Here is a 17,886-nt window from a genome sequence, read left to right as displayed (position 1 = left end):
CAAGCCCGGAGATGACGTGGCGAAGTCCGGCCTACTTCTTCACGAAGAGATCGAGCTTCCCGTAATGCTCGGCGAGCAGATAATAGAAGGTCAGGCGGGATTTGGTCTTGTCGGCCTTCATGTGCTCGCAGATCGCCTTCACTGAGGCATCGAGATCGGCTGTCTTCAGGCCGAGCTTCTTTTTCAGGAAGTTCTCGCGGACACGCTCCAGTTCAGCCGCATCGGAGCAGGCGACATAGCGGGTGTCGGGCTTGCTCATGACGAGTGCGTACGACTTCGACATGCCCGCGAAGGCCGCTTCGTTGAGTGGCTTTTTGGCGAACTTCTTGACGTCGGCAAGATGATCCATCTGTAGCCCCTGTTGAGCCGGGCAGCGCTACGCCCGGTTGGTTACTGTCGCGCCCGGAAACGTTAACGCGCTTTTTTGTCGCATGCGAGGGGTCAGCTTACCCACCGTCGCCTTTTTGGGAGGCATCGCGCGACGGTACCGTGATGCGCGGGAAGGATGCCGCCCCAGCGGTCGCGCGGGTTGAGCCGGACGCTCCGAAATGCTGCGATGCAGCACCGATGATGGAGCAGACCGACCGATGAAGCCGACGATCCTCATGGCCCCCAAGATGCCTGCCACGCTGGTTGCGCGGCTGCGCGAGGATTACGAACTGCTCGGGCCGATGGAACGTGCGACGCCGGATGCCCTGCCGCCTGGCGCCGAGGCGGCTCGCGTCCTGCTGACCGTCGGCGGCTGGCGCACGAGTGCTGATCTGATGAAGGCCCTGCCTCAGCTCGGCCTCGTCGCCTGCTACGGCACCGGCATCGAGGGCGTCGATCAGGCGCATGCGAAAGCGCAAGGGGTCCTGCTCAGCAACGCAGCCGACGCCAATGCCGCCGCCGTCGCCGAATTCGCGATGGGCCTGATGATCACGAGCGTGCGCCAGATCGGCAAGGGCGACCGCTTCATCCGCGGCGGCCGCTGGAGCGGCACCGCGATCGAGCGCATGCCGATCGTGCCCGGCCTCGCCGGCCGCCGGCTCGGAATCTACGGGCTCGGCGCGATCGGGGCGCGGATCGCAACGATGGCGAGCGCCTTCGGCATGGAGATCGGCTATCACAACCGCTCGCAGCGCCCGGAACTGCCCTATCTCTACAAGGACAGCCTGCTTGGCCTCGCCGAATGGTCGGATGTGCTGATGGTCGCCGTTCGCGCCAGCGCAGAGAACCGCCACGCCGTGAATGCGGAGGTGTTGAAGGCGCTGGGGCCCAAGGGCCATCTCGTCAACATCTCGCGCGGCATCGCCGTCGACGAGGAGGCACTCTGCGATGCGCTGGAACAGGGCGTCATCGCCGGCGCCGGCCTCGACGTCTTCGAGAACGAGCCCAACGTCCCCGAACGCCTCAAGGCGATCGACAACGTCGTCCTGACCCCGCATATCGCAGCCATGGCCGACAGCGCCCAGGCCGCCCAGCAAGCCCTGCTACTGCGCAATCTCGAGGCCTTCTTCGCCGGCAAGCCCCTCCCCTCGGGCGTTCCGCTCTAGCAGCGGTCCCTCACGGCAGAACCACGACCGGCGTGCCCATGCGGACGCGGGCATAGAGATCGGCGACGTCCTGGTTGTGCATGCGAAAGCAGCCATAGGACGCCGCCGTGCCGATCGTGCCCGGCATGTTGGTGCCGTGGATGGCGTATTCCCCGCCCGGCCCGAGACCGATCACGCGCGCGCCCATCGGATTGCGCGGCGAACCGCCGGGAATGACGTCCGGCAGGCGGGGGTTGTCGCGCTTGACAGAAGCCGGCGGGCTCCAGGCCGGATCGACCTGCATCTCCTCGACATATTTGACGCCATGCCACTGCTTGCCGGCCTTCCCGACCGCGACGGTGTAGCGGATCGCCTCGCCGCGCCCCATCACGAGATAGAGCCGGCGCTCGCCCGTGCGGATGACGATCGTGCCGGGATGGAAGCGCGCATCGCTGAGTTGCACGACGTCGCGCGCCGCCGCCGGGCCGGTGCCGAAAAGCGTGAACGGCAGCGCAACGGCGCCCGCGAGCAGAATGTCGATCGAAGCGTGGCGTCTGGTCATGGTGCAAACTCCCGCACGGAAAACAGGCGGGAGATGTGGCGTGAACCGCCTGAATCAGCGGTTGAGCGATATGGTGAAGCCTCGATTCAGGATGAATCCGCCCTGAATCGGCGAAAACAGTCAGGCGGCGGGGTTCAGCCGGTGCTGCTGCGGCAGCAGGAAGGGCAGGCCCGGCGACGGAGCGCGGCTGAGCGAGAGGTTCACCTTGAAGACCTGTCGCAGCAGCGCATCGTCCAGCGTCTTCGCTGGCGCTCCCTGCGCGATGATCGCGCCCTGGTCCATCACCACCAGATGATCGGCATAGGTCACGGCCAGGTTGAGGTCGTGCAGCACGATCAGCACTGCGACGCCGCGCGCGGCGATCGCACGGGCCATGTCGAGCAGTGCGAGCTGATGGCAGAGGTCGAGGCTGGCGATCGGCTCGTCCAAGAAGAGCGCCTGCCGGCTGGCGACGCTGCGACCGGCCTCGATCTGGCAGAGCACGCGGGCGAACTGCACGCGCTGCTGCTCGCCTCCGGACAGCGTCTGGTAGCGCCGGCCGGCGAGATCGAGCACACCCGCCGCCGCCAGGCATTCGCCGACCAATGCCTCGCGGCGCTGGCGCGACAGCGCCCGGCCGATGCCGTCGACGCCGAGGCTCGCCACCTCATAGACGCTGAACGGGAAGACCAGCCGGGCGTGCTGCGCCATCACCGCGCGCAGGCAGGCGAGCCGCCAGGCCGGGATCGCATGCAGCTTCTCGCCGTCGATACTGACATCCCCGCGCGACGCCTTGGCCTCGCCGGTCATGAGTTTCAGCAATGTCGATTTGCCGGCGCCGTTCGGGCCGATCAGGATCGTGGTCGTGCCCGGCAAGAGGTCGAGCGTGGCGTCGCCGACGAGCGCCCGCCCGCCGGCTTGGAAGCTCAGTCCCCGGGCGGAGACGAGGGCGTCGGTCATGCCGGCCTCAGACATCGAGCGGCCCCGAACGCCGCAGCAGCAGCCACAGGAAGAAGGGCGCGCCGATCGCGGCGGTGACGATACCGATCGGCAGTTCAGCCGGCGCCACGATCAGCCTGGCGACGATATCGGCACCGACGAGCAGGATCGCCCCGCCGAGCGCCGAGAGCGGCAGCAACAGGCGATGGTCGGGGCCGACCGCGAGGCGGATCAGATGCGGCACCACGATCCCGACGAAGCCGATCAGTCCGGCCGAGGCGACGCTGGCGCCGACCGCGAGCGCGACCAGCAGGATCGCCAGCGCCTTGATGCGCTGGACGGGGATGCCGAGATGATAGGCCTCAGCCTCACCCAGCATCAGCCCGTTCAAGCCGCGCGCCAGCAGCGGCATGGCGAGCAGCAGTGGGATGATGATCGGCGCGATCGCCGTCAGCTTGGTCCAGCTCGCGCCGCCGAGGCTGCCCATCGACCAGAAGGTCAGGTCGCGCAACTGGCGATCGTCCGAGATGAAGGCGAGCAGCCCGGTCATGGACCCGGCGAGTGCGCCGAGCGCGACGCCGGCCAGCAGCATGGTCGCGACCGAGGTCCGGCCCTCGCGCGTGGCGATCAGGTAGAGCACCAGCGTCGAGATCAGCCCGCCGCAGAACGCGCCGAAGGGCAGCACCGCGAAGGGCAGCTTCATCAGCGTGCCCGTCAGGAACCGATCGCCCAGCACGATCGTCGCCGCCGCCGCGAGCCCCGCCCCGGCGGAGACGCCGACGAGGCCGGGATCGGCCAGCGGGTTGCGGAACAGGCCCTGCATCAGCGCGCCGGACACGGCAAGTCCAGCACCGACCAGTAGGCCGAGCAGCACGCGCGGCAGGCGGATGTTCATCACGACGAGAACGTCGCGCCCCTCGAGCAGCGCGGCATCACCGGTCAGCCTCGCCCACAGGATTTCGGCGACGCGGCCGGGCGGGATGGCGATGGCGCCCTGGCCGATCGCGACCAGCGTCAGCACCAGACAGCCCAGCGCCAGACCGACCACCGCGAAGAGGGCGAGCCGACGCCGCCCCGCGATCAGCGTCGCAAGGCCGACAGGCAGGGCCGACACCGGTGGAGCCGCGAGCGTCACGGGGCGTTCGCCGTCTTGAGCGGCGGAATCGCGGCTTCCGGATAGATCGCCGCCATCAGGTCACGGGCGGCGAGCGGGGTGCGCGGGCCGAAACCGAGCAGATAGAGCCCGTCCATGGTGGTGAGCCGCTTCTGCTTCGCGGCCGGGGTCTCGGCGAAGGCCGGCATCGCGAACAGCTCGTCCGGCGTGGTGTTGTGGCTGCCGCTGTTGCGCATCATCAGGATCATGTCCGGCGCGCCAGCCATGATCGCCTCGTCGGTCATCGTCTTGTAGCCATCGATGCCGTCGGCGACGTTGACGCCGCCGGCATGCCGGATGATCGCGTCGGCCGAGCTGTTGCGTCCGCCGACCATGACGCGGCCGTTCTGCAGCGACAGCACGAACAGCACCCGGCGCGGCTTGGCGATGGCGCCGCGCAGCGTCGCCAGTTCCTCGAAGCGAGCGCGCGTCTGCGCCGCCAGTCGACCGGCCGGCTCCGCAGCACCGAGCACCGCGCCGATCGCCTCGATCTTGCTCGCTACGCCCTCAGCGCTGGTCTCGTCCGAAATCCGCGCGATCTTGACGCCGGACTCGTTCAGCAAGGCAACGGCGCCGGGCGGCCCGGCTCCCTCGATCATCATCACGAGCGAGGGCTTGAGCGACAGCACGCCCTCCGCCGACAGAGCCCGGACATAGCCGACATTCTTCTTGTCGCGCAGGGCATCAGGCGGAAACTGGCTGGTCGAGTCGACACCGACGACACGGTCCTGCAGGCCGAGCGCGTAGATCACCTCAGTGATCACGCCGCCCACCGCGACGATGCGCTCCGGCGCCTGGCCCAGAGCAGGACCGGCAATGCCCGCAGGCAGGACGAGGCTGCATGCGGCAAGCAGCGTCAGGCCGAGCGCCGCGGACACCTCGCGCCTGTCGGGCTGCCGACGTCGATCTGCCGCACGGGCGGAGCGCACGACCATAATGTGGATCTCCCGATAGCCGGCGGCCCCTCTTCGCCCGAAGATCGAAGAGCCATGGCGCCGACGCTATTGCCAATTCGCCAAGTACTTCCTAGTTTTTAATTATTCAAAACTGAGAATTACGTCAGCGTTATTGACGTTGATATTCAGCTTTACTAGAAGCGGTCAAGGGCAAGGTGAGGGTGCGGCACGGTCTTTGAGTGCGCCGCATCGCCACCTCGTGACAACAGACCCGATCGGCATGTCATCCCGCCGGGCCAGAGCCAGAAGACAGGAAGATCCCGATGTTCATCGCCATGAACCGCTTCAAGGTCGCGAAGGGTGAGGAAGCCGCGTTCGAGACCGTCTGGTCCTCGCGCAAGAGCCGCCTCGACGAGATGCCGGGTTTCCTCGCCTTCCACCTGCTGAAAGGACCGGAGAGGGAGGATCATACGCTCTATTCCTCCCACACCACCTGGGCCTCCAAGGACGATTTCACCGCCTGGACGAAGTCCGAGCAGTTCCGCGACTCGCACCGCAGCGCCGGCCAGAAGCGCGAGAAGCCGCTCTTCGTCGGTCATCCCGAGTTCGAGGGTTTCGAGACCGTTCTCAGCGAGATCAACCCGCATCGCCCCCTCCAGGCGGCAGAGTAAGGCTTGATCATGTCGACGATCGAAGCCGTAGCTCCCGCTCAGGACGCGGTCCAGCGCGTCCGTGACCTCCTCGCAGCCAAGCCCGACGGGCTGATCGAGGCGATCGCCCGCGAGGCCGGCGTCTCGACCCAGACCGCGCTCGAACAGCTTCCGCGCGAGCAGCGGCTTTTCGTTGCGGCCGAGCGTTTCGAGGCCCTGTGGCAGGACATCGCGACCTGGGGCGAGGTGCTGTTCCTGATGCACACGCCCGACGTCGTGCTGGAATGCGTCGGCACGCTGCCGGTCGGCAGCTTCGGCCATGGCTACTACAACATCCATGGCGACAGCCCGATCGGCGGCCATATCAAGGCCGAGAACTGCAAGGCGATCTACCTCGTCGACCGCGCTTCGGGCCAGGGGCGCCGAGCCTGCTCGGTGCAGTTCTTCAACGGCGCCGGCGACGTGATGTTCAAGATCTTCGTGCGCCGTGATGCCCAGCGCGCCCTGCTGCCGGATCAGCTCGCGCGTTTCGAGAACCTGAAGACGAAATTCGTCTGACCGGCCATCGCGCGGCCTGATTTGTAGGGTCTGTCCTCGCGCCATTCCCGGGCGCAGGCCCTAACAGCAGTTCGTCATGCCTTGTCTTTACCGGCCCTTAACCATGCTGGCGCAGCCTCGATTGTCCAAGGCCAAGCCAGCGTGAGCGCAACTGTCGACGAATCGGCGTCCGGCAACCATGCCGACCCGCAGGATGACGGCCTGCCCGATAATCCAGCCGCGGATGTCGAGATGGTTGCGCATGTTATCCTCGAGCGGGCGAGCTTTCCGCCCAGCCGCCCGGCCCTTGCCCTCGCGCAGGGCCGCCGCTTTGTCGCGAGACGCGTGCCGGCGCTGCGCCAGGGCTTCGGCTCGGCCGCGATGCTCGGCCTGCGCTTCGTCCAGGCCCGGCTTATTTCGGTCTGGGGGCTGCTGATCGCAGCCTATTTCTGCCCGCCACACATCTTCGCCGCCTTCGCCGTCTTCTCCGCGGCCGCGGCCTTCGTCTCTCTCCCGGCCCTGATGCGGCTGGAGGCAGTCTTCTTCCGCAGCAGCGACCATAGCCATCTCGGCCTGGCCTTCCGGCTCGCCATGGCCAGCGGCGTCGCCTTTCTGGGGCTCAGCGCCATCGTCATGGGCGCAATCGTGGCGCTTGGCTGGCTGCCACCCGCCATCGCCCTGATCTTTTTCTTCTCGCTGGCGTCGCGCAGCATCCTGCGCCTGCTCTGGGCCGAAGCCACCGCGGAAGGGGACTTCCGCGCGATCGGGAACAGCAATCTCGTCCAATCCGTCGTTCAGCCCATTGTCATGCTGCTGCTGATCGGCCTGTTCGGCCCGAAGGCACTCGCCTTGTTCCTGGCGGATGCGCTCGGCAACTGGGTCGCTACGCTCTACCTCGTCGTGCGTCGCCGCGCCAACCTCCTCCGCCTGGTCCATCCTCGTCTGTGGTCTCTGCGCGAACTGGCCGGCGGAATGCGCCTATGGAGCGACGCACCGCGCATTCTGCTTCCCTCCGCACTGCTTTCCTTCGGCTTCACGGCCGCTCCGTTGCTGGCCCTGCCTTATGCCGCCAACCCATTGCTGGCCGCCCAAGTCGCTCTGGCGATGCGATTGCTCGACATGCCGACGCAGATGTTCGGCATGGTGTCAGGTCCGCTTCTCATGAATGGGCTGCGTGCCCAGGCCGGGCAGCGGCGACGGTTTTGGGTGCGCTGGGCCATGCTCGGCCTCATCGCAAGCATAATCGGTGTCTTCGCGCCGATCGCGATCACCGCGCAGCTGTTCGGCAGTGTGTTCGACGGCAGCAAATGGGCAGGCCTCGGCGATGTGGTTGCCGTGATGACGCTGTTTTACGCCGGCGTCGCGCTATTCAACCCGCTGCACGACATCGCCGCAATGTCGCGCACAACCGCCTGGCAGCTCGCATCCCACGCCATCGCCCTGATCGCTATCGTTACGGCGATTCTGTGGTTCGGAGCGCTGTCGCGGGAGCTTCTCTATGTCGTTGGGGGAATCTCGATCGCCCGCGCGGCGGCCCATATCCTGTTCGTCTGGCTCGGCGAGGGTGACCGGCGACCCGACGCTGTGGAGGTCGTGTGTGCGCGTTCCGCCGCGTCCTGACCCCTCTTACTCCCGGCGGATCAGCCCGTCGGCCAGCAGCGACGAGAAGAAGCCCGGCTTGAAGCCGGCCTCGAGCCGCACCGGGTCATAGATGTCCCGCGCCCAGTCGAGAAAGGCGATGCCCCTGGCTTCGCCCTCGACCCGGTAGGCTTCGAAGAACGCGTCGAGAATGCCGGTCTTGGCGAAGCGGAAATGGCCGTAGCGCAGCGACAGCTGGCGCATCGCCTCGGCCAAAGGGCGGCCCTCATGGATCAGCAGATAGAGCGCGGCGAAGAAGCCCGCCCTGTCCGCTCCCGACTTGCAGTGCACCAGCGCAGGTTCCTTCAGGCTCGCAAAGAAATCCCCGGCAGCGAGGATGGTCTCGCGATCGGGCGCGCCGCGCGAGCGCAGCACGAATTCGACGAGCTTGATGCCGTGCCGCTCGCAGGCTTCGCGCTGCAACGGCCAGGCGCCGTGCTCGCGTCCGCCGCGCAGGTTGACGATAGTCTTCACGCCCTGGCTGGCGAACCAGGCGATCTGCCCCGGCGCCGGCTGGGCAGCCCGCCACAGCCGCGGCGTAACCCTGTGCGCATTCAGATAGGCCAGGCGGAAGATGCCGTGGTCGACCAGCAGCATGTTGGCCCAGGCGCGAAAACGCTGGCCACGGCTTTCGATCGGCCGATCCCAGCGCGCTATGCGGGCCATGCGCCGCGCATAGCGTTCCTCATCGGGGCGCAGGCGGTTCAGCACAGGCGGCCCCCATGCGTCGCATGGCCGGCGCGGCTCGAATGACATGTCATGACGCGCCCGATACCAGCGCTGCGGGAATCACGCAAATCGGCGGGGTTTACCCTGGTGCGAAGGTCGGGCTTGGCGTTTCCCGCGCGAACCCTCATAAGACGCCCGTATCCAATTCTGACAGGTTCCAAGACAATGCGCCTCGACGCCATCTCCATCGGCAAGAATCCTCCCGACGAAGTCAATGTTGTCATTGAGGTGGCGATCGGCGGCGAGCCGATCAAGTACGAGATGGACAAGGAAGCCGGCACGCTCTTCGTCGATCGCTTCCTCTATACGCCGATGCGCTATCCCGGAAACTACGGCTTCATCCCGCACACCCTCTCCGAGGACGGCGACCCTTGCGACGTGCTGGTCGCCAATACGCGCCCGCTGATCCCCGGCTCCTATATCGCGGTCCGGCCGATCGGCGTGATGATGATGGAGGACGAGGGCGGCGGCGACGAGAAGATCATCGCGGTGCCGGTCCCGAAGCTGACCAAGCGCTACGAGAACGTCCACAATTACACCGACTTGCCGAAGATCACGCTCGACCAGATCCAGCACTTCTTCGAGCACTACAAGGATCTGGAGCCCGGCAAATGGGTCAAGCTGACCGGCTGGGGCGATGCCGCCAAGGCAAAGCAACTCATCGTCGAAGCGATGGACCGCGCCAAGGCCGCGAAGAAGTGAAGAATCCTTCTCCCCTCGCGGAGAGAAGATTTCTGGGCAGCAGATGATGAGGGAAGGGTCGCGCGAGCGGCCCTTGCTCGTTCAGGCCCCGATCGCCTCGCCGAGTGCCACCACCCGCTTCGCCATCTCGGCATGCAGCAGCTCGATCATGCGGCCACCGAGCTGGATCGCGCCCTTGCCCTGGTTCTCCGGCTCGGAGAACGCGGCGATGATCGAGCGGGCCTGGGCCAGCTCCGCCTCGTCCGGCGCGAAGACGGCATTGGCGAGCGCCACCTGGTTCGGATGGATCAGCGTCTTACCGTCGAAGCCGAGATCGCGGCCCTGCTCGCATTCGGCCCTGAAGCCGTCCTCGTTCTTCATGTCGTTGTAGACGCCGTCGAGAATGTCGATGCCGTGTGCCCGCGCCGCCAGGATCGCGCTGGTCAGCCAGGGCAGCATCGGCGCGCGGCCCGGCACGAAGCGCGCGCGCGTCTCCTTGGCGAGATCATTGGTGCCCATCACGAAGCAGGACAGCCTTGCCCGCGGATCGCGCGCCGCGCGCGCGATCCGCTCGACGTCGAGGATCGCGAGCGGCGTCTCGATCATCGCCCATATCCGCAATTCCGGCTTTGCCCAGAGCCCGTCGAGTTGCACTCCGATCTGCTGCAGCGTCTCGGGCGCCGAGACCTTCGGGATCAGGATCGCAGCCGGATCGGCTTCGACCGCGGCCGCGAGATCGTCCTTGAACCAGGGCGTATCGACACCGTTGGTGCGGATGATGAGTTCTCGCCGGCCATAGCCGCCGGCCTTGACGGCTGCGCAGACCTGGTCGCGCGCCGCGGCCTTGACGTCGGGCGCGACCGCGTCCTCCAGATCGAGGATCAGGGCATCGGCGGAAATCTCGCGAGCCTTTTCGAGGGCGCGGGCATTCGAACCAGGCATGTAGAGCACGCTGCGGCGCGGACGGATCGTCGGCATGGGGTCTCTCCTGACGCCAGTGGACCAAGCTGCATTGCACTGCACACTAGACGTGACGCGCATGCAACGTCAGTTCTCCGAAAGACGGATGAGGGGGGCGGGATATGGCTTGGATCGCGGGAGTCGATGGCTGCAAGGCGGGCTGGATAGCGGCCATCCTCGACCTCGCAAGCGATACGCCACCAATCCTGCGCGTCATCGCCAGCCTCGCCGAACTGCTGGCCGAAAGCCCGGCCTTGATCGCCGTCGACATGCCGATCGGCCTGCCCGACCGGATCGACGGTTCGGGACGCGGCCCGGAGCAACTGGTGCGGCCCCTGCTGGGCCAGCGCCAATCCTCGGTCTTCTCGATACCTGCCCGCGCGGCCGTCCAGGCGCCGAATTACAGCGAGGCTTGCCGCCTGGCGCTGGCGACGTCGCAGCCGCCGCGCAAGGTCTCGCAACAGGGCTTTCATCTCTTCCCGCGCATTCGCGAGATCGACGCCCTGTTGCGAGCTGAGCCGGCCTTGTGCGACCGCATCTATGAGATTCACCCCGAACTCGCCTTCGCGACCATGCGGGGCGCGCCCCTGATCCACCCAAAGAAGATCAAGGGAACGATCAATCCCGCCGGCATGGCCGAACGGCAGACTCTCCTCGTCGCTGCCGGGCTGCCGCTCGACGCCGTCCGGGCACGCCCCCCGAAAGGCGCGGCCGCCGACGACGCCCTCGACGCGCTGGCCGCCCTGGTCGTCGCCCGGCGCATCCTTGACGGGCGTGGAAAGCCCTTCCCCGATCCGCCGCGACGCGATAGCCACGGGCTTCCCATCGCGATCTGGACGTATCGGCCGGATCATACACAAGCGCAGGATTCCACGATGACCGACCGCCCCGTTCCCCGCCCGATGATAGAGGCGGCCGCGCAGCGCATCACCGGCCATGCCCGCGTGACCCCCGTGATGCGGCTGGGCACCGGCGCCTTCGGTTCCGACGCCGACATCTCGCTCAAGCTCGAATGCCTGCAGCATGCTGGCTCATTCAAGACACGCGGCGCCTTCAACAACCTGCTCTCGCTGCCGGTGTCGGCTGCCGGCGTCTCGGCAGCGTCGGGCGGCAATCACGGCGCGGCCGTCGCCTATGCCGCCCGGTCGCGAGGCGTGAAGGCGACGATCTTCGTCCCCGAGATCTCGCCGGCCGCCAAGATCGAGGCGATCCGGCGCTTCGGTGCCGAGGTCGTGATCGGTGGCGCGCAGTACGATGACGCACAGGCCGCCTGCGACCGCTTTGTCGAGGAGACCGGCGCGCTCAAAATCCACCCCTTCGCAGCCAAGGAAACCATCGCCGGCCAGGGCACGCTTGGCCGCGAATGGCAGGGACAGGAGCCCGATCTCGATACGGTGCTGGTCGCCGTCGGAGGCGGCGGGCTGATCTCCGGCATCGCCTCCTGGTTCGCCGGCACGAAGGTCAAGGTCGTCGGTGTCGAGCCGGAGGGTTCGCGCGCCCTGCAGGCCGCGCTTGAGGCAAAGGGCCCAACCGAGGTCAAGGTTGCCTCTGTCGCCGCCGATTCGCTCGGCGCCCGCAATGTCGGCCCGCTCGTCTACGAGGTCTGCAAGGATACCGTAAACCATGTCGTGCTCGTGCCCGACATGGCGATCACAAAGGCACAGGTGACGCTCTGGCGCGATTTCAGGCTCGCGGCGGAGCCCGGTGGCGCAGCCGCGCTGGGCGCCCTGCTCTGCGGCGCCTACAAGCCCGCGGCCGGCGAGCGCCTGGGCGTGCTGGTTTGCGGCGCCAATATCGATCTGACCAAACTCGCCTCTCTGGTCGGCTGATCGGCGAGTTTTGAACAGGCCCACCGGGGGAACGCTTGCCTTGCCCCGGTGGTGATGCGCTAGGCTTGCCCGTCATGGCAGCACGCCCGGTCAACGACACGCTGAGGATCCTCCGGACGATCCTCGCTCCGCTCGATGAGCGTCGGATCGTCGAGATCGGCTGCGGCCGCGGCACCCTGCTCGCCGCGCTGGCCGGGCTCGGTGCCAAGGTCGCAGGGATAGACCCGGATCAGGAGGCCCTGGCCGAGGCGCGCAAGACCGCACCGACGGCGATCCTGCGCCAGGCGGGCGCCGAGAGCCTGCCCTTCGTCGATGCCGCCATGCATGCCGCGATCTTCGTCAACAGCCTGCATCATGTCCCGGCTTCCGGCATGGCCGGCGCAATCGCCGAGGCTGCCCGCATCGTCGAGCCCGGCGGCGATGTCGTCATCGTCGAGCCGTTGCCGGAGGGCACCTTCTTCGAATCGATGCGGCCGATCGAGGACGAAACGCTGATCCGGTTGGCGGCGCAAGAGGCCATCGCCGCCGCCCTGCGTAGCGGCCCCCTGCTGCTGGCGGAATGCAGCGAATACGACCGGGTTGAGATTTATCCGACGGTCTCCGACTTCATCGACCGCGTGGTTGCGGTCGATCCCTCGCGCAAGGAGAGGGCTCTGGAGGAGCGTGAGAAGGTGATGAAGCGCTTCCACATTCTCGCCGAGTATGTGAAAGGCGGCTATCTGCTGCGCCAGCCGCTGCGCCTGCACCATCTCAAGGTTCCGGCCTGAATTCGGGGTTGGTCCGCAGCGCGCCCCAAATTGCCGGCAGCCGATCAGATGCTCGACCCCGTCCTTACGGCTCGCACGATGCAGTCCCCCCGCAGCGCCGGCGCTACGGCGTGCGGTTAACTCGCCCACCCGGTCCCGAAGGTTTTGCTAAGCATCCCAGCGCTCCGACCCTTGAGGTCGCGAGCGATCGGGCTCACCCTATGGCATGGTGATGCTCCTACCGACGCTCGCCCTCATTGCAACGATCTGCCTGACACTGTGGCTCGCCTTCAGTGACAGCGCGATCTTCGCGCTGCCGCTGGTCGTCGTCATTGCCGGACTGGTTCGGCATATCATCAGGCTTTGGACCGGACGACGCTACCGTGTCGCCGACCTCGAGCATCCCTCCGCCAAACCCGAGTCCTGAAGCTCGCCGGAGCCCGGCCGGGACGCCCGGCAGTTCCGCTCGCACGCACGGGGCTATTGCCGCGGAGCCAGCGACTTGGGATCGAACGCTCCTCCGAAAGGCGACGGATTGGAACTCGCCGGCGGAGTTGCCGGCGCAGGAGCCGGTGCCGTCGACGGCGGCGCCAGCATGTTCGGGTTGAAGGCTCCGCCGAACGGCGAGGGATTGTTGCTCGGTGCCTGCTGCGCGGGGCGTGCGGGCGCCGGCTGCTGGAGCTGGCGCATCCGCTCCTGCTGCTCGCGCAAGAGACGTTGCTGGTTTTCCTGCTTCTCGCGCAGGATGCCGGCCTTGCAGGACGAGGCATCCTGACGACTGCCCTGCCAAACGAACAGCGCGGCGATGCCCGTCAGCACGACCAGCACGGTCGCAGGATGGCCGAGCACCTGCGTCGCCCGATTGACATAGGCCGAGGTTCCGGCCAGGCCCGTGCGCAGCCGGTCGCGCCGGCGCGTATCGGCCTCCTTCACCATCGCACCAACCAGCGTGATCGCGATGATGATCACCGCGAGCGCCGAGAGCGAGGGGTCGGTGCCGAGCCTGACCTTGGATGCGAGCGCAGTCGTGAAGGTGTTGCCCGAGAGGATGGTGAAGACGGTGGTGTTGTAGTTCTCGAACGACGCGAGGAACGCGATGAAGGCGGCCGAGCCGATCGCGGGTTTCAGGAAGGGCAGCAGGATCTTGCGGAAGGCCTGGCCCGGCGTCGCCCCCAGATCGAGGGCCGCCTCCGTCAGCAGCGGATCGAAGCGCTGCAGGCGGGACATGAAGATCAGCATCGTATAGGAGGCGATGAAGCTGACCTGACCCAGCAGGGTCAGGAAGACGCCGTTGAAGAACGGCGAATCGTAGCCGGCACCGACCCCGCGCGCGACCGCGCCCCAGAAGATGATGGTCGAGATGCCGATGACGACGCCGGGGATCAGGATCGGCGTGATCAGCGCGCCGTAGAGCGCCGCCCGCGCCTTGGGTCCGAGGTCCGAGAGCACCAGAGCCCCTGCCAGTCCCAGCGGGACCGAGAGCGCGACGACGGCCAGCGCGATCCAGAAGCTCGCCCACAGCCCGGACATCAGCCGTTGATTGGCGAAGAGCACCCCGAACCATTCGGTGGTGAAGCATTCCCACGGCACGATGCGCGGGAACGACGACGAGTTGAAGGCCGTGATCACCATGATGATCAGCGGGCCGAACAGGAACAGGAAGAAGAGCAGGGCATAGCCCAGCGAGAACAGGCCGCCGCCGACTGCCCGGTTCATCGGCCGATCGCCCCGATCGACACGCGAAACACCCGCATCGTCAGGAAGACGAAGAGCAGGCAGACGATGAGCAGGATCGCCGAATAGGCCGCGCCACGCTGCCAGTCCCCGGCATCGTTGAACCATTGGTAGATGAGCTGGGTGAACCAGAGATTGGACGGGCCGCCGAGGATCTGCGGGGCGGCGAGTGCGCCGGCCGTCAGCATGAAGACCATGGTCGCGCCAGACGCGATGCCCGGCTTGGCGACGGGCAGGACGACGCGCCAATGCACCCGCCACCAGCTCGCCCCCATGTCGCGGGCCGCTTCGATCTGGTTGCGGTCAAGCGTCTCGATCGCGCCGAAGATCGAGAACACCATCATCAGAACATAGGTGTAGGCGAGCGCCGAATAGAGTGCGACGTCGGCCCGGATGAAGTCGATCGGCATATCCCACAGGCCCAATGCCTGGCCGAAGCCGTTGATGACGCCCGTGGCACCGAACAGCACCCTGAAGGCGAAGGCGCGCAAGATGTCGTTGATCCAGAACGGCACGATCAGCCCGACGACCATCAATCGTGCGCCGACGCCGGTCGCCGAATGGGCGAGGATGAAGGCGATCGGATAGCAGATCATGATGTCGATCGCCGTGACGAAGGCCGCGGCCGCGAAGGTCTTGAACAGAACGCCGATATCGAGCGTGTTGAGGCCGCCGCCATTGCCGAACAGGAAATAACGGTAGTTGTCGAGGGTGTAGGTGTCGCGCGGGCCGCCGATCTCGGCACGGGGCAGATTGTGCCGGAAGGAGAAGTCCAGCATCGAAATCTGCGGCAGCACGATCAGCACGAGGATCCAGAACAGCACGCCGATGCCGACGAAGAGCGCGACGCCGAGCCCGTGCCGGTTCGTCATCTCCGACAGGATGCGCCGCAGCCCCTTCATGCGGCTGCGCTCTCATCGACCTGGCCCGGCAGGACCACGGCCGCTTCGGCATCAAAGGCCAGTACGATGCTGGCGCCCGGCGGAAGCGCGGCCTCGGCCGGCCCGGCATTCATCCGATTGAGGCGCAGCGGCACGCCGGCGGCGTTCAGATGCAGCGTGCGTATGCTGCCTTCGAACTCCTCGCGCTGACAGATCGCAGCGATGCGGTTCGGCACTTCTGCAGCACTGGCGAGGAGCAACTGCTCCGGCCGGATGAAGAGCTGGCAGCGCGTGCCGGGGCGATGGTCGCGCCCGCCGCCCGAGCGGCCCGTCAGCGGCCCCAGCGGCGTGGCGAGTGTCACCATCTGCCCGTCCTGCCCGAGAACCTCGCCGGCGATGATGTTGGTCTCGCCGACGAAGGACGCGACGAAGGCCGTGCGCGGCCGTTCATAGATCGTCCGGGGATCCGCGACCTGCTCGATCACCCCGGCATTCATCACCGCGACCTGGTCCGACATGGTCAGCGCCTCGCCCTGGTCATGGGTGATGTAGATGAAGGTCAACCCGACGCGCTGCTGGATGGCGCGCAGCTCGGTGCGCATGTGCTGCCTCAGCTTGAGGTCCAGCGCCGAAAGAGGCTCGTCGAGCAGCAGGATGTCGGGATCGGCGGCGAGTGCGCGCGCGATCGCGACACGTTGGCGCTGGCCGCCGGAGAGTTCGTGCACCTTCTTGTCGCCGGTGCCGGGCAGCGCGATCAGCTCGAGCAGTTCGTCCGCACGCCGCCGCCGCTGCTTGCGGCCGACACCGCGCACCTCCAGCGGGAAGGCGATGTTCTCGGCGACACTCAGCAACGGGAACAGCGCGAGGTTCTGGAAGATCAGCGCCGTCGGCCGCTTGTTGGGCCCGACATTGCGCATATCGTTGCCGCCGATCAGCACGCGCCCTTCGGTCGGTGCGACGAAGCCGGAAATGCAGCGCAGCAGCGTGGTCTTGCCGCAGCCGGATGGGCCGAGGAAGGAGAAGAATTCGCCGCCCTTGATCGTCAGATGGGCGTTGTCGACGGCGGTATAGCCGCCGAAGCGGATCGAGACATGTTCGAGAACGACATCCTTCGTCATGCAGGTCCTGGGCGGAAAGTGAAATGCAGTCTCTCCATCACGTCATCCCGGACGCAGCGAAGCGGAGATCCGGGATCCATGCCGGAACGGTTCAGGCATGGATCCCGGCTCGGCGCGGCTTCGCCACTTGGCCGGGATGACGGCGAGGTGATGTCACGGCGACCAGCGCCGGACCCTCACCTCAGGCGCTGAGGAACTTGTTGGTGAACTCGCTGCGCGCCTTGGCGTACCAGGGCGCCTCGGCCGGCCAGGCGTTCAGCTTGGCCAGCGAGTCGCCCGGATAGGCGTCGGCGAAGTTCTTGGCGTAGACCTCGCCGCCGAACTTGTCGGCGCCGATCACCGGCGAATTGTAGCCATGGGTCTTGATCGCCTCGCCCGCGAGCTGCGCATCGTAGCAGGCCGCGATGAAGGCGTAGACTTGGTCCATGTTCTTCGCCCCGATCGGCAGTGCCAGACCGTCGACCCAGGCCATCGCCCCCTCGACCGGCGCGCGATACATCACCGGCTCGCCCGCGGTCTTGAGCGCGATCGGCGGCCCGTCCCAGGTCTGGCCGACGATGACGCCCTCGTTCAGCAGGCCATTCTTCTGCGCGTCGGCATCGTTCCAGACGAGCTTGATGTTCTTCTTCTTCTTGATCGCGGTCTCGGTCAGCTTGGTCCAGACCTCCGTCATCTTCTCAGGCGTCTTGTAGGCCTCCCAGATCGACCCTGGCGCCATCTCGCCGCGCCGCTCCATGCCGAGGCCGAGGCCGAGCAGCATCGAATGGCCGCGGCCCATCGTCTTGCCGGCATTGGCGTCGTCCCAGACGTCGTAATAGCTCGGAGCCGTGCCGGCCGGCGTGAACTTGTCGGTGCGCCAGGCGACGCCCTCCGTGCCCCAGATATGAGGCAACCAATGGACGCCCTTCTTGGCGAAGTTCCAGTGGGTCTCGCCCAGCGCCATGGCCGGGTTCACCTTCTCGATCGCCACCTTCTTCATGTCGAAGGGCTGGAGCAGGCCGAGCTCCGCCCAGAGCGGACTGCGGTTGACGGTCGGCGTGACGATATCGAAGCCCTGGCCGTTGGTGGCCTTCATCTTGTTGAGGATGTCGTCGTTCGAGCCGATGCCGGTGAAATTGACCTTGATCCCGGTCTTCGCCGTGAAGGCCTTGACGAAGCTTTCCGGCAGATAATCCGACCACATCATGATGTTGATCTCGCCGGAGGAGGCGAGAGCCCCGCGGCTGACGAGCGCCGGCATGGCAACCCCGGCCGCGGCGAATTTGAGGACGTCGCGGCGACGCATCGAGCCGGCATTCTGCTTGTTCGACATGGCTGATCCCCTTTATGGCGCCCCTCTG

The 17,886-nt window shown here is 66.7% G+C and carries 19 protein-coding genes; 8 read left to right on the top strand and 11 right to left on the bottom strand.

What is annotated here, in order from left to right; translation table 11 throughout:
* Positions 1-31: 31 nt before the first annotated feature.
* Positions 32-349 (bottom strand): DUF2853 family protein, encoded by a 318-nt coding sequence (locus AC1RMY_RS01695; protein WP_492862206.1) that lies wholly within the window; start codon positions 347-349, stop codon positions 32-34.
* Positions 350-587: 238 nt separating this feature from the next.
* Between AC1RMY_RS01695 and AC1RMY_RS01690 the strand changes: the two genes are divergently transcribed.
* On the top strand, positions 588-1,535 hold the full coding sequence (locus AC1RMY_RS01690) for an NAD(P)-dependent oxidoreductase (RefSeq protein WP_492862205.1): 948 nt from the start codon (positions 588-590) through the stop codon (positions 1,533-1,535).
* Positions 1,536-1,545: 10 nt separating this feature from the next.
* On the opposite strand, the gene AC1RMY_RS01685 is transcribed toward AC1RMY_RS01690, so the two are convergent.
* The 4 genes from AC1RMY_RS01685 to AC1RMY_RS01670 form a co-directional block, all read right to left on the bottom strand.
* A complete protein-coding gene (locus tag AC1RMY_RS01685) occupies positions 1,546-2,076 on the bottom strand; it encodes a L,D-transpeptidase (RefSeq protein ID WP_492862204.1) in 531 nt (176 codons plus the stop codon).
* Between the two features lie 120 nt (positions 2,077-2,196).
* Positions 2,197-3,015, bottom strand: a complete 819-nt coding sequence (locus tag AC1RMY_RS01680; protein ID WP_492862203.1) for a heme ABC transporter ATP-binding protein — start codon at positions 3,013-3,015, stop codon at positions 2,197-2,199.
* Between the two features lie 7 nt (positions 3,016-3,022).
* Complete coding sequence (locus AC1RMY_RS01675; RefSeq protein ID WP_492863541.1) at positions 3,023-4,099, bottom strand: FecCD family ABC transporter permease; 1,077 nt, start codon at positions 4,097-4,099, stop codon at positions 3,023-3,025.
* A 26-nt stretch (positions 4,100-4,125) separates the two neighbouring features.
* Positions 4,126-5,025: a heme/hemin ABC transporter substrate-binding protein gene (locus AC1RMY_RS01670; RefSeq protein WP_492862202.1), complete on the bottom strand. Its 900-nt coding sequence runs from the start codon at positions 5,023-5,025 to the stop codon at positions 4,126-4,128.
* Positions 5,026-5,366: 341 nt separating this feature from the next.
* Between AC1RMY_RS01670 and hmuQ the strand changes: the two genes are divergently transcribed.
* The 3 genes from hmuQ (at position 5,367) to AC1RMY_RS01655 (ending at position 7,850) form a co-directional block, all read left to right on the top strand.
* A complete protein-coding gene (gene hmuQ / locus AC1RMY_RS01665) occupies positions 5,367-5,714 on the top strand; it encodes a heme-degrading protein HmuQ (RefSeq protein WP_492862201.1) in 348 nt (115 codons plus the stop codon).
* Positions 5,715-5,723: 9 nt separating this feature from the next.
* Positions 5,724-6,251: a heme utilization cystosolic carrier protein HutX gene (hutX, locus tag AC1RMY_RS01660; protein WP_492862200.1), complete on the top strand. Its 528-nt coding sequence runs from the start codon at positions 5,724-5,726 to the stop codon at positions 6,249-6,251.
* A 141-nt stretch (positions 6,252-6,392) separates the two neighbouring features.
* Positions 6,393-7,850, top strand: a complete 1,458-nt coding sequence (locus AC1RMY_RS01655) for a hypothetical protein (protein WP_492862199.1) — start codon at positions 6,393-6,395, stop codon at positions 7,848-7,850.
* A 6-nt stretch (positions 7,851-7,856) separates the two neighbouring features.
* Here the strand turns inward: AC1RMY_RS01655 and AC1RMY_RS01650 are convergent, their stop codons facing one another.
* Entirely contained in the window at positions 7,857-8,579 is a 723-nt protein-coding gene (locus AC1RMY_RS01650; protein WP_492862198.1) for a fused DSP-PTPase phosphatase/NAD kinase-like protein, read from the bottom strand.
* A 183-nt stretch (positions 8,580-8,762) separates the two neighbouring features.
* On the opposite strand from AC1RMY_RS01650, the gene ppa reads away from it, so the two are divergent.
* Positions 8,763-9,299, top strand: coding sequence for an inorganic diphosphatase (gene ppa / locus AC1RMY_RS01645; RefSeq protein ID WP_492862197.1), 537 nt, complete (start codon positions 8,763-8,765; stop codon positions 9,297-9,299).
* Between the two features lie 81 nt (positions 9,300-9,380).
* Here the strand turns inward: ppa and AC1RMY_RS01640 are convergent, their stop codons facing one another.
* A complete protein-coding gene (locus AC1RMY_RS01640) occupies positions 9,381-10,256 on the bottom strand; it encodes an HpcH/HpaI aldolase/citrate lyase family protein (RefSeq protein WP_492862196.1) in 876 nt (291 codons plus the stop codon).
* A 104-nt stretch (positions 10,257-10,360) separates the two neighbouring features.
* Between AC1RMY_RS01640 and AC1RMY_RS01635 the strand changes: the two genes are divergently transcribed.
* From AC1RMY_RS01635 to AC1RMY_RS01625, 3 genes are all read left to right on the top strand, one after another.
* Positions 10,361-12,067, top strand: a complete 1,707-nt coding sequence (locus tag AC1RMY_RS01635; protein WP_492862195.1) for a serine/threonine dehydratase — start codon at positions 10,361-10,363, stop codon at positions 12,065-12,067.
* Positions 12,068-12,141: 74 nt separating this feature from the next.
* Entirely contained in the window at positions 12,142-12,834 is a 693-nt protein-coding gene (locus AC1RMY_RS01630; protein ID WP_492862194.1) for a class I SAM-dependent methyltransferase, read from the top strand.
* Between the two features lie 211 nt (positions 12,835-13,045).
* Positions 13,046-13,240 (top strand): hypothetical protein, encoded by a 195-nt coding sequence (locus AC1RMY_RS01625; protein ID WP_492862193.1) that lies wholly within the window; start codon positions 13,046-13,048, stop codon positions 13,238-13,240.
* Positions 13,241-13,293: 53 nt separating this feature from the next.
* Here the strand turns inward: AC1RMY_RS01625 and AC1RMY_RS01620 are convergent, their stop codons facing one another.
* The 4 genes from AC1RMY_RS01620 to AC1RMY_RS01605 all read right to left on the bottom strand — a co-directional run bounded on the left by AC1RMY_RS01620 (position 13,294) and on the right by AC1RMY_RS01605 (position 17,858).
* Complete coding sequence (locus AC1RMY_RS01620; protein WP_492862192.1) at positions 13,294-14,529, bottom strand: ABC transporter permease; 1,236 nt, start codon at positions 14,527-14,529, stop codon at positions 13,294-13,296.
* Entirely contained in the window at positions 14,526-15,449 is a 924-nt protein-coding gene (locus tag AC1RMY_RS01615; protein ID WP_492862191.1) for an ABC transporter permease, read from the bottom strand. The genes AC1RMY_RS01620 and AC1RMY_RS01615 overlap by 4 nt, the downstream gene beginning before the upstream one ends.
* The gene (locus AC1RMY_RS01610) at positions 15,446-16,546 is read right to left on the bottom strand and encodes an ABC transporter ATP-binding protein (protein ID WP_492862190.1); all 1,101 of its coding nucleotides are present in this window, start codon (positions 16,544-16,546) and stop codon (positions 15,446-15,448) included. Before AC1RMY_RS01610 ends, AC1RMY_RS01615 begins: the two co-directional genes overlap by 4 nt.
* 181 nt (positions 16,547-16,727) lie before the next feature.
* Positions 16,728-17,858 carry an extracellular solute-binding protein gene (locus AC1RMY_RS01605; RefSeq protein ID WP_492862189.1) on the bottom strand — a complete coding sequence of 377 codons (1,131 nt, stop codon included), beginning with the start codon at positions 17,856-17,858 and terminating at the stop codon, positions 16,728-16,730.
* Between the last annotated feature and the right edge of the window lie 28 nt (positions 17,859-17,886).

It is taken from the genome of Allobosea sp. GW822-FHT03F07 (genome assembly GCF_058801345.1).
The sequence above is the reverse complement of the archived record's forward strand: the minus strand, read 5'-3'. Positions and strand labels throughout refer to the sequence as shown.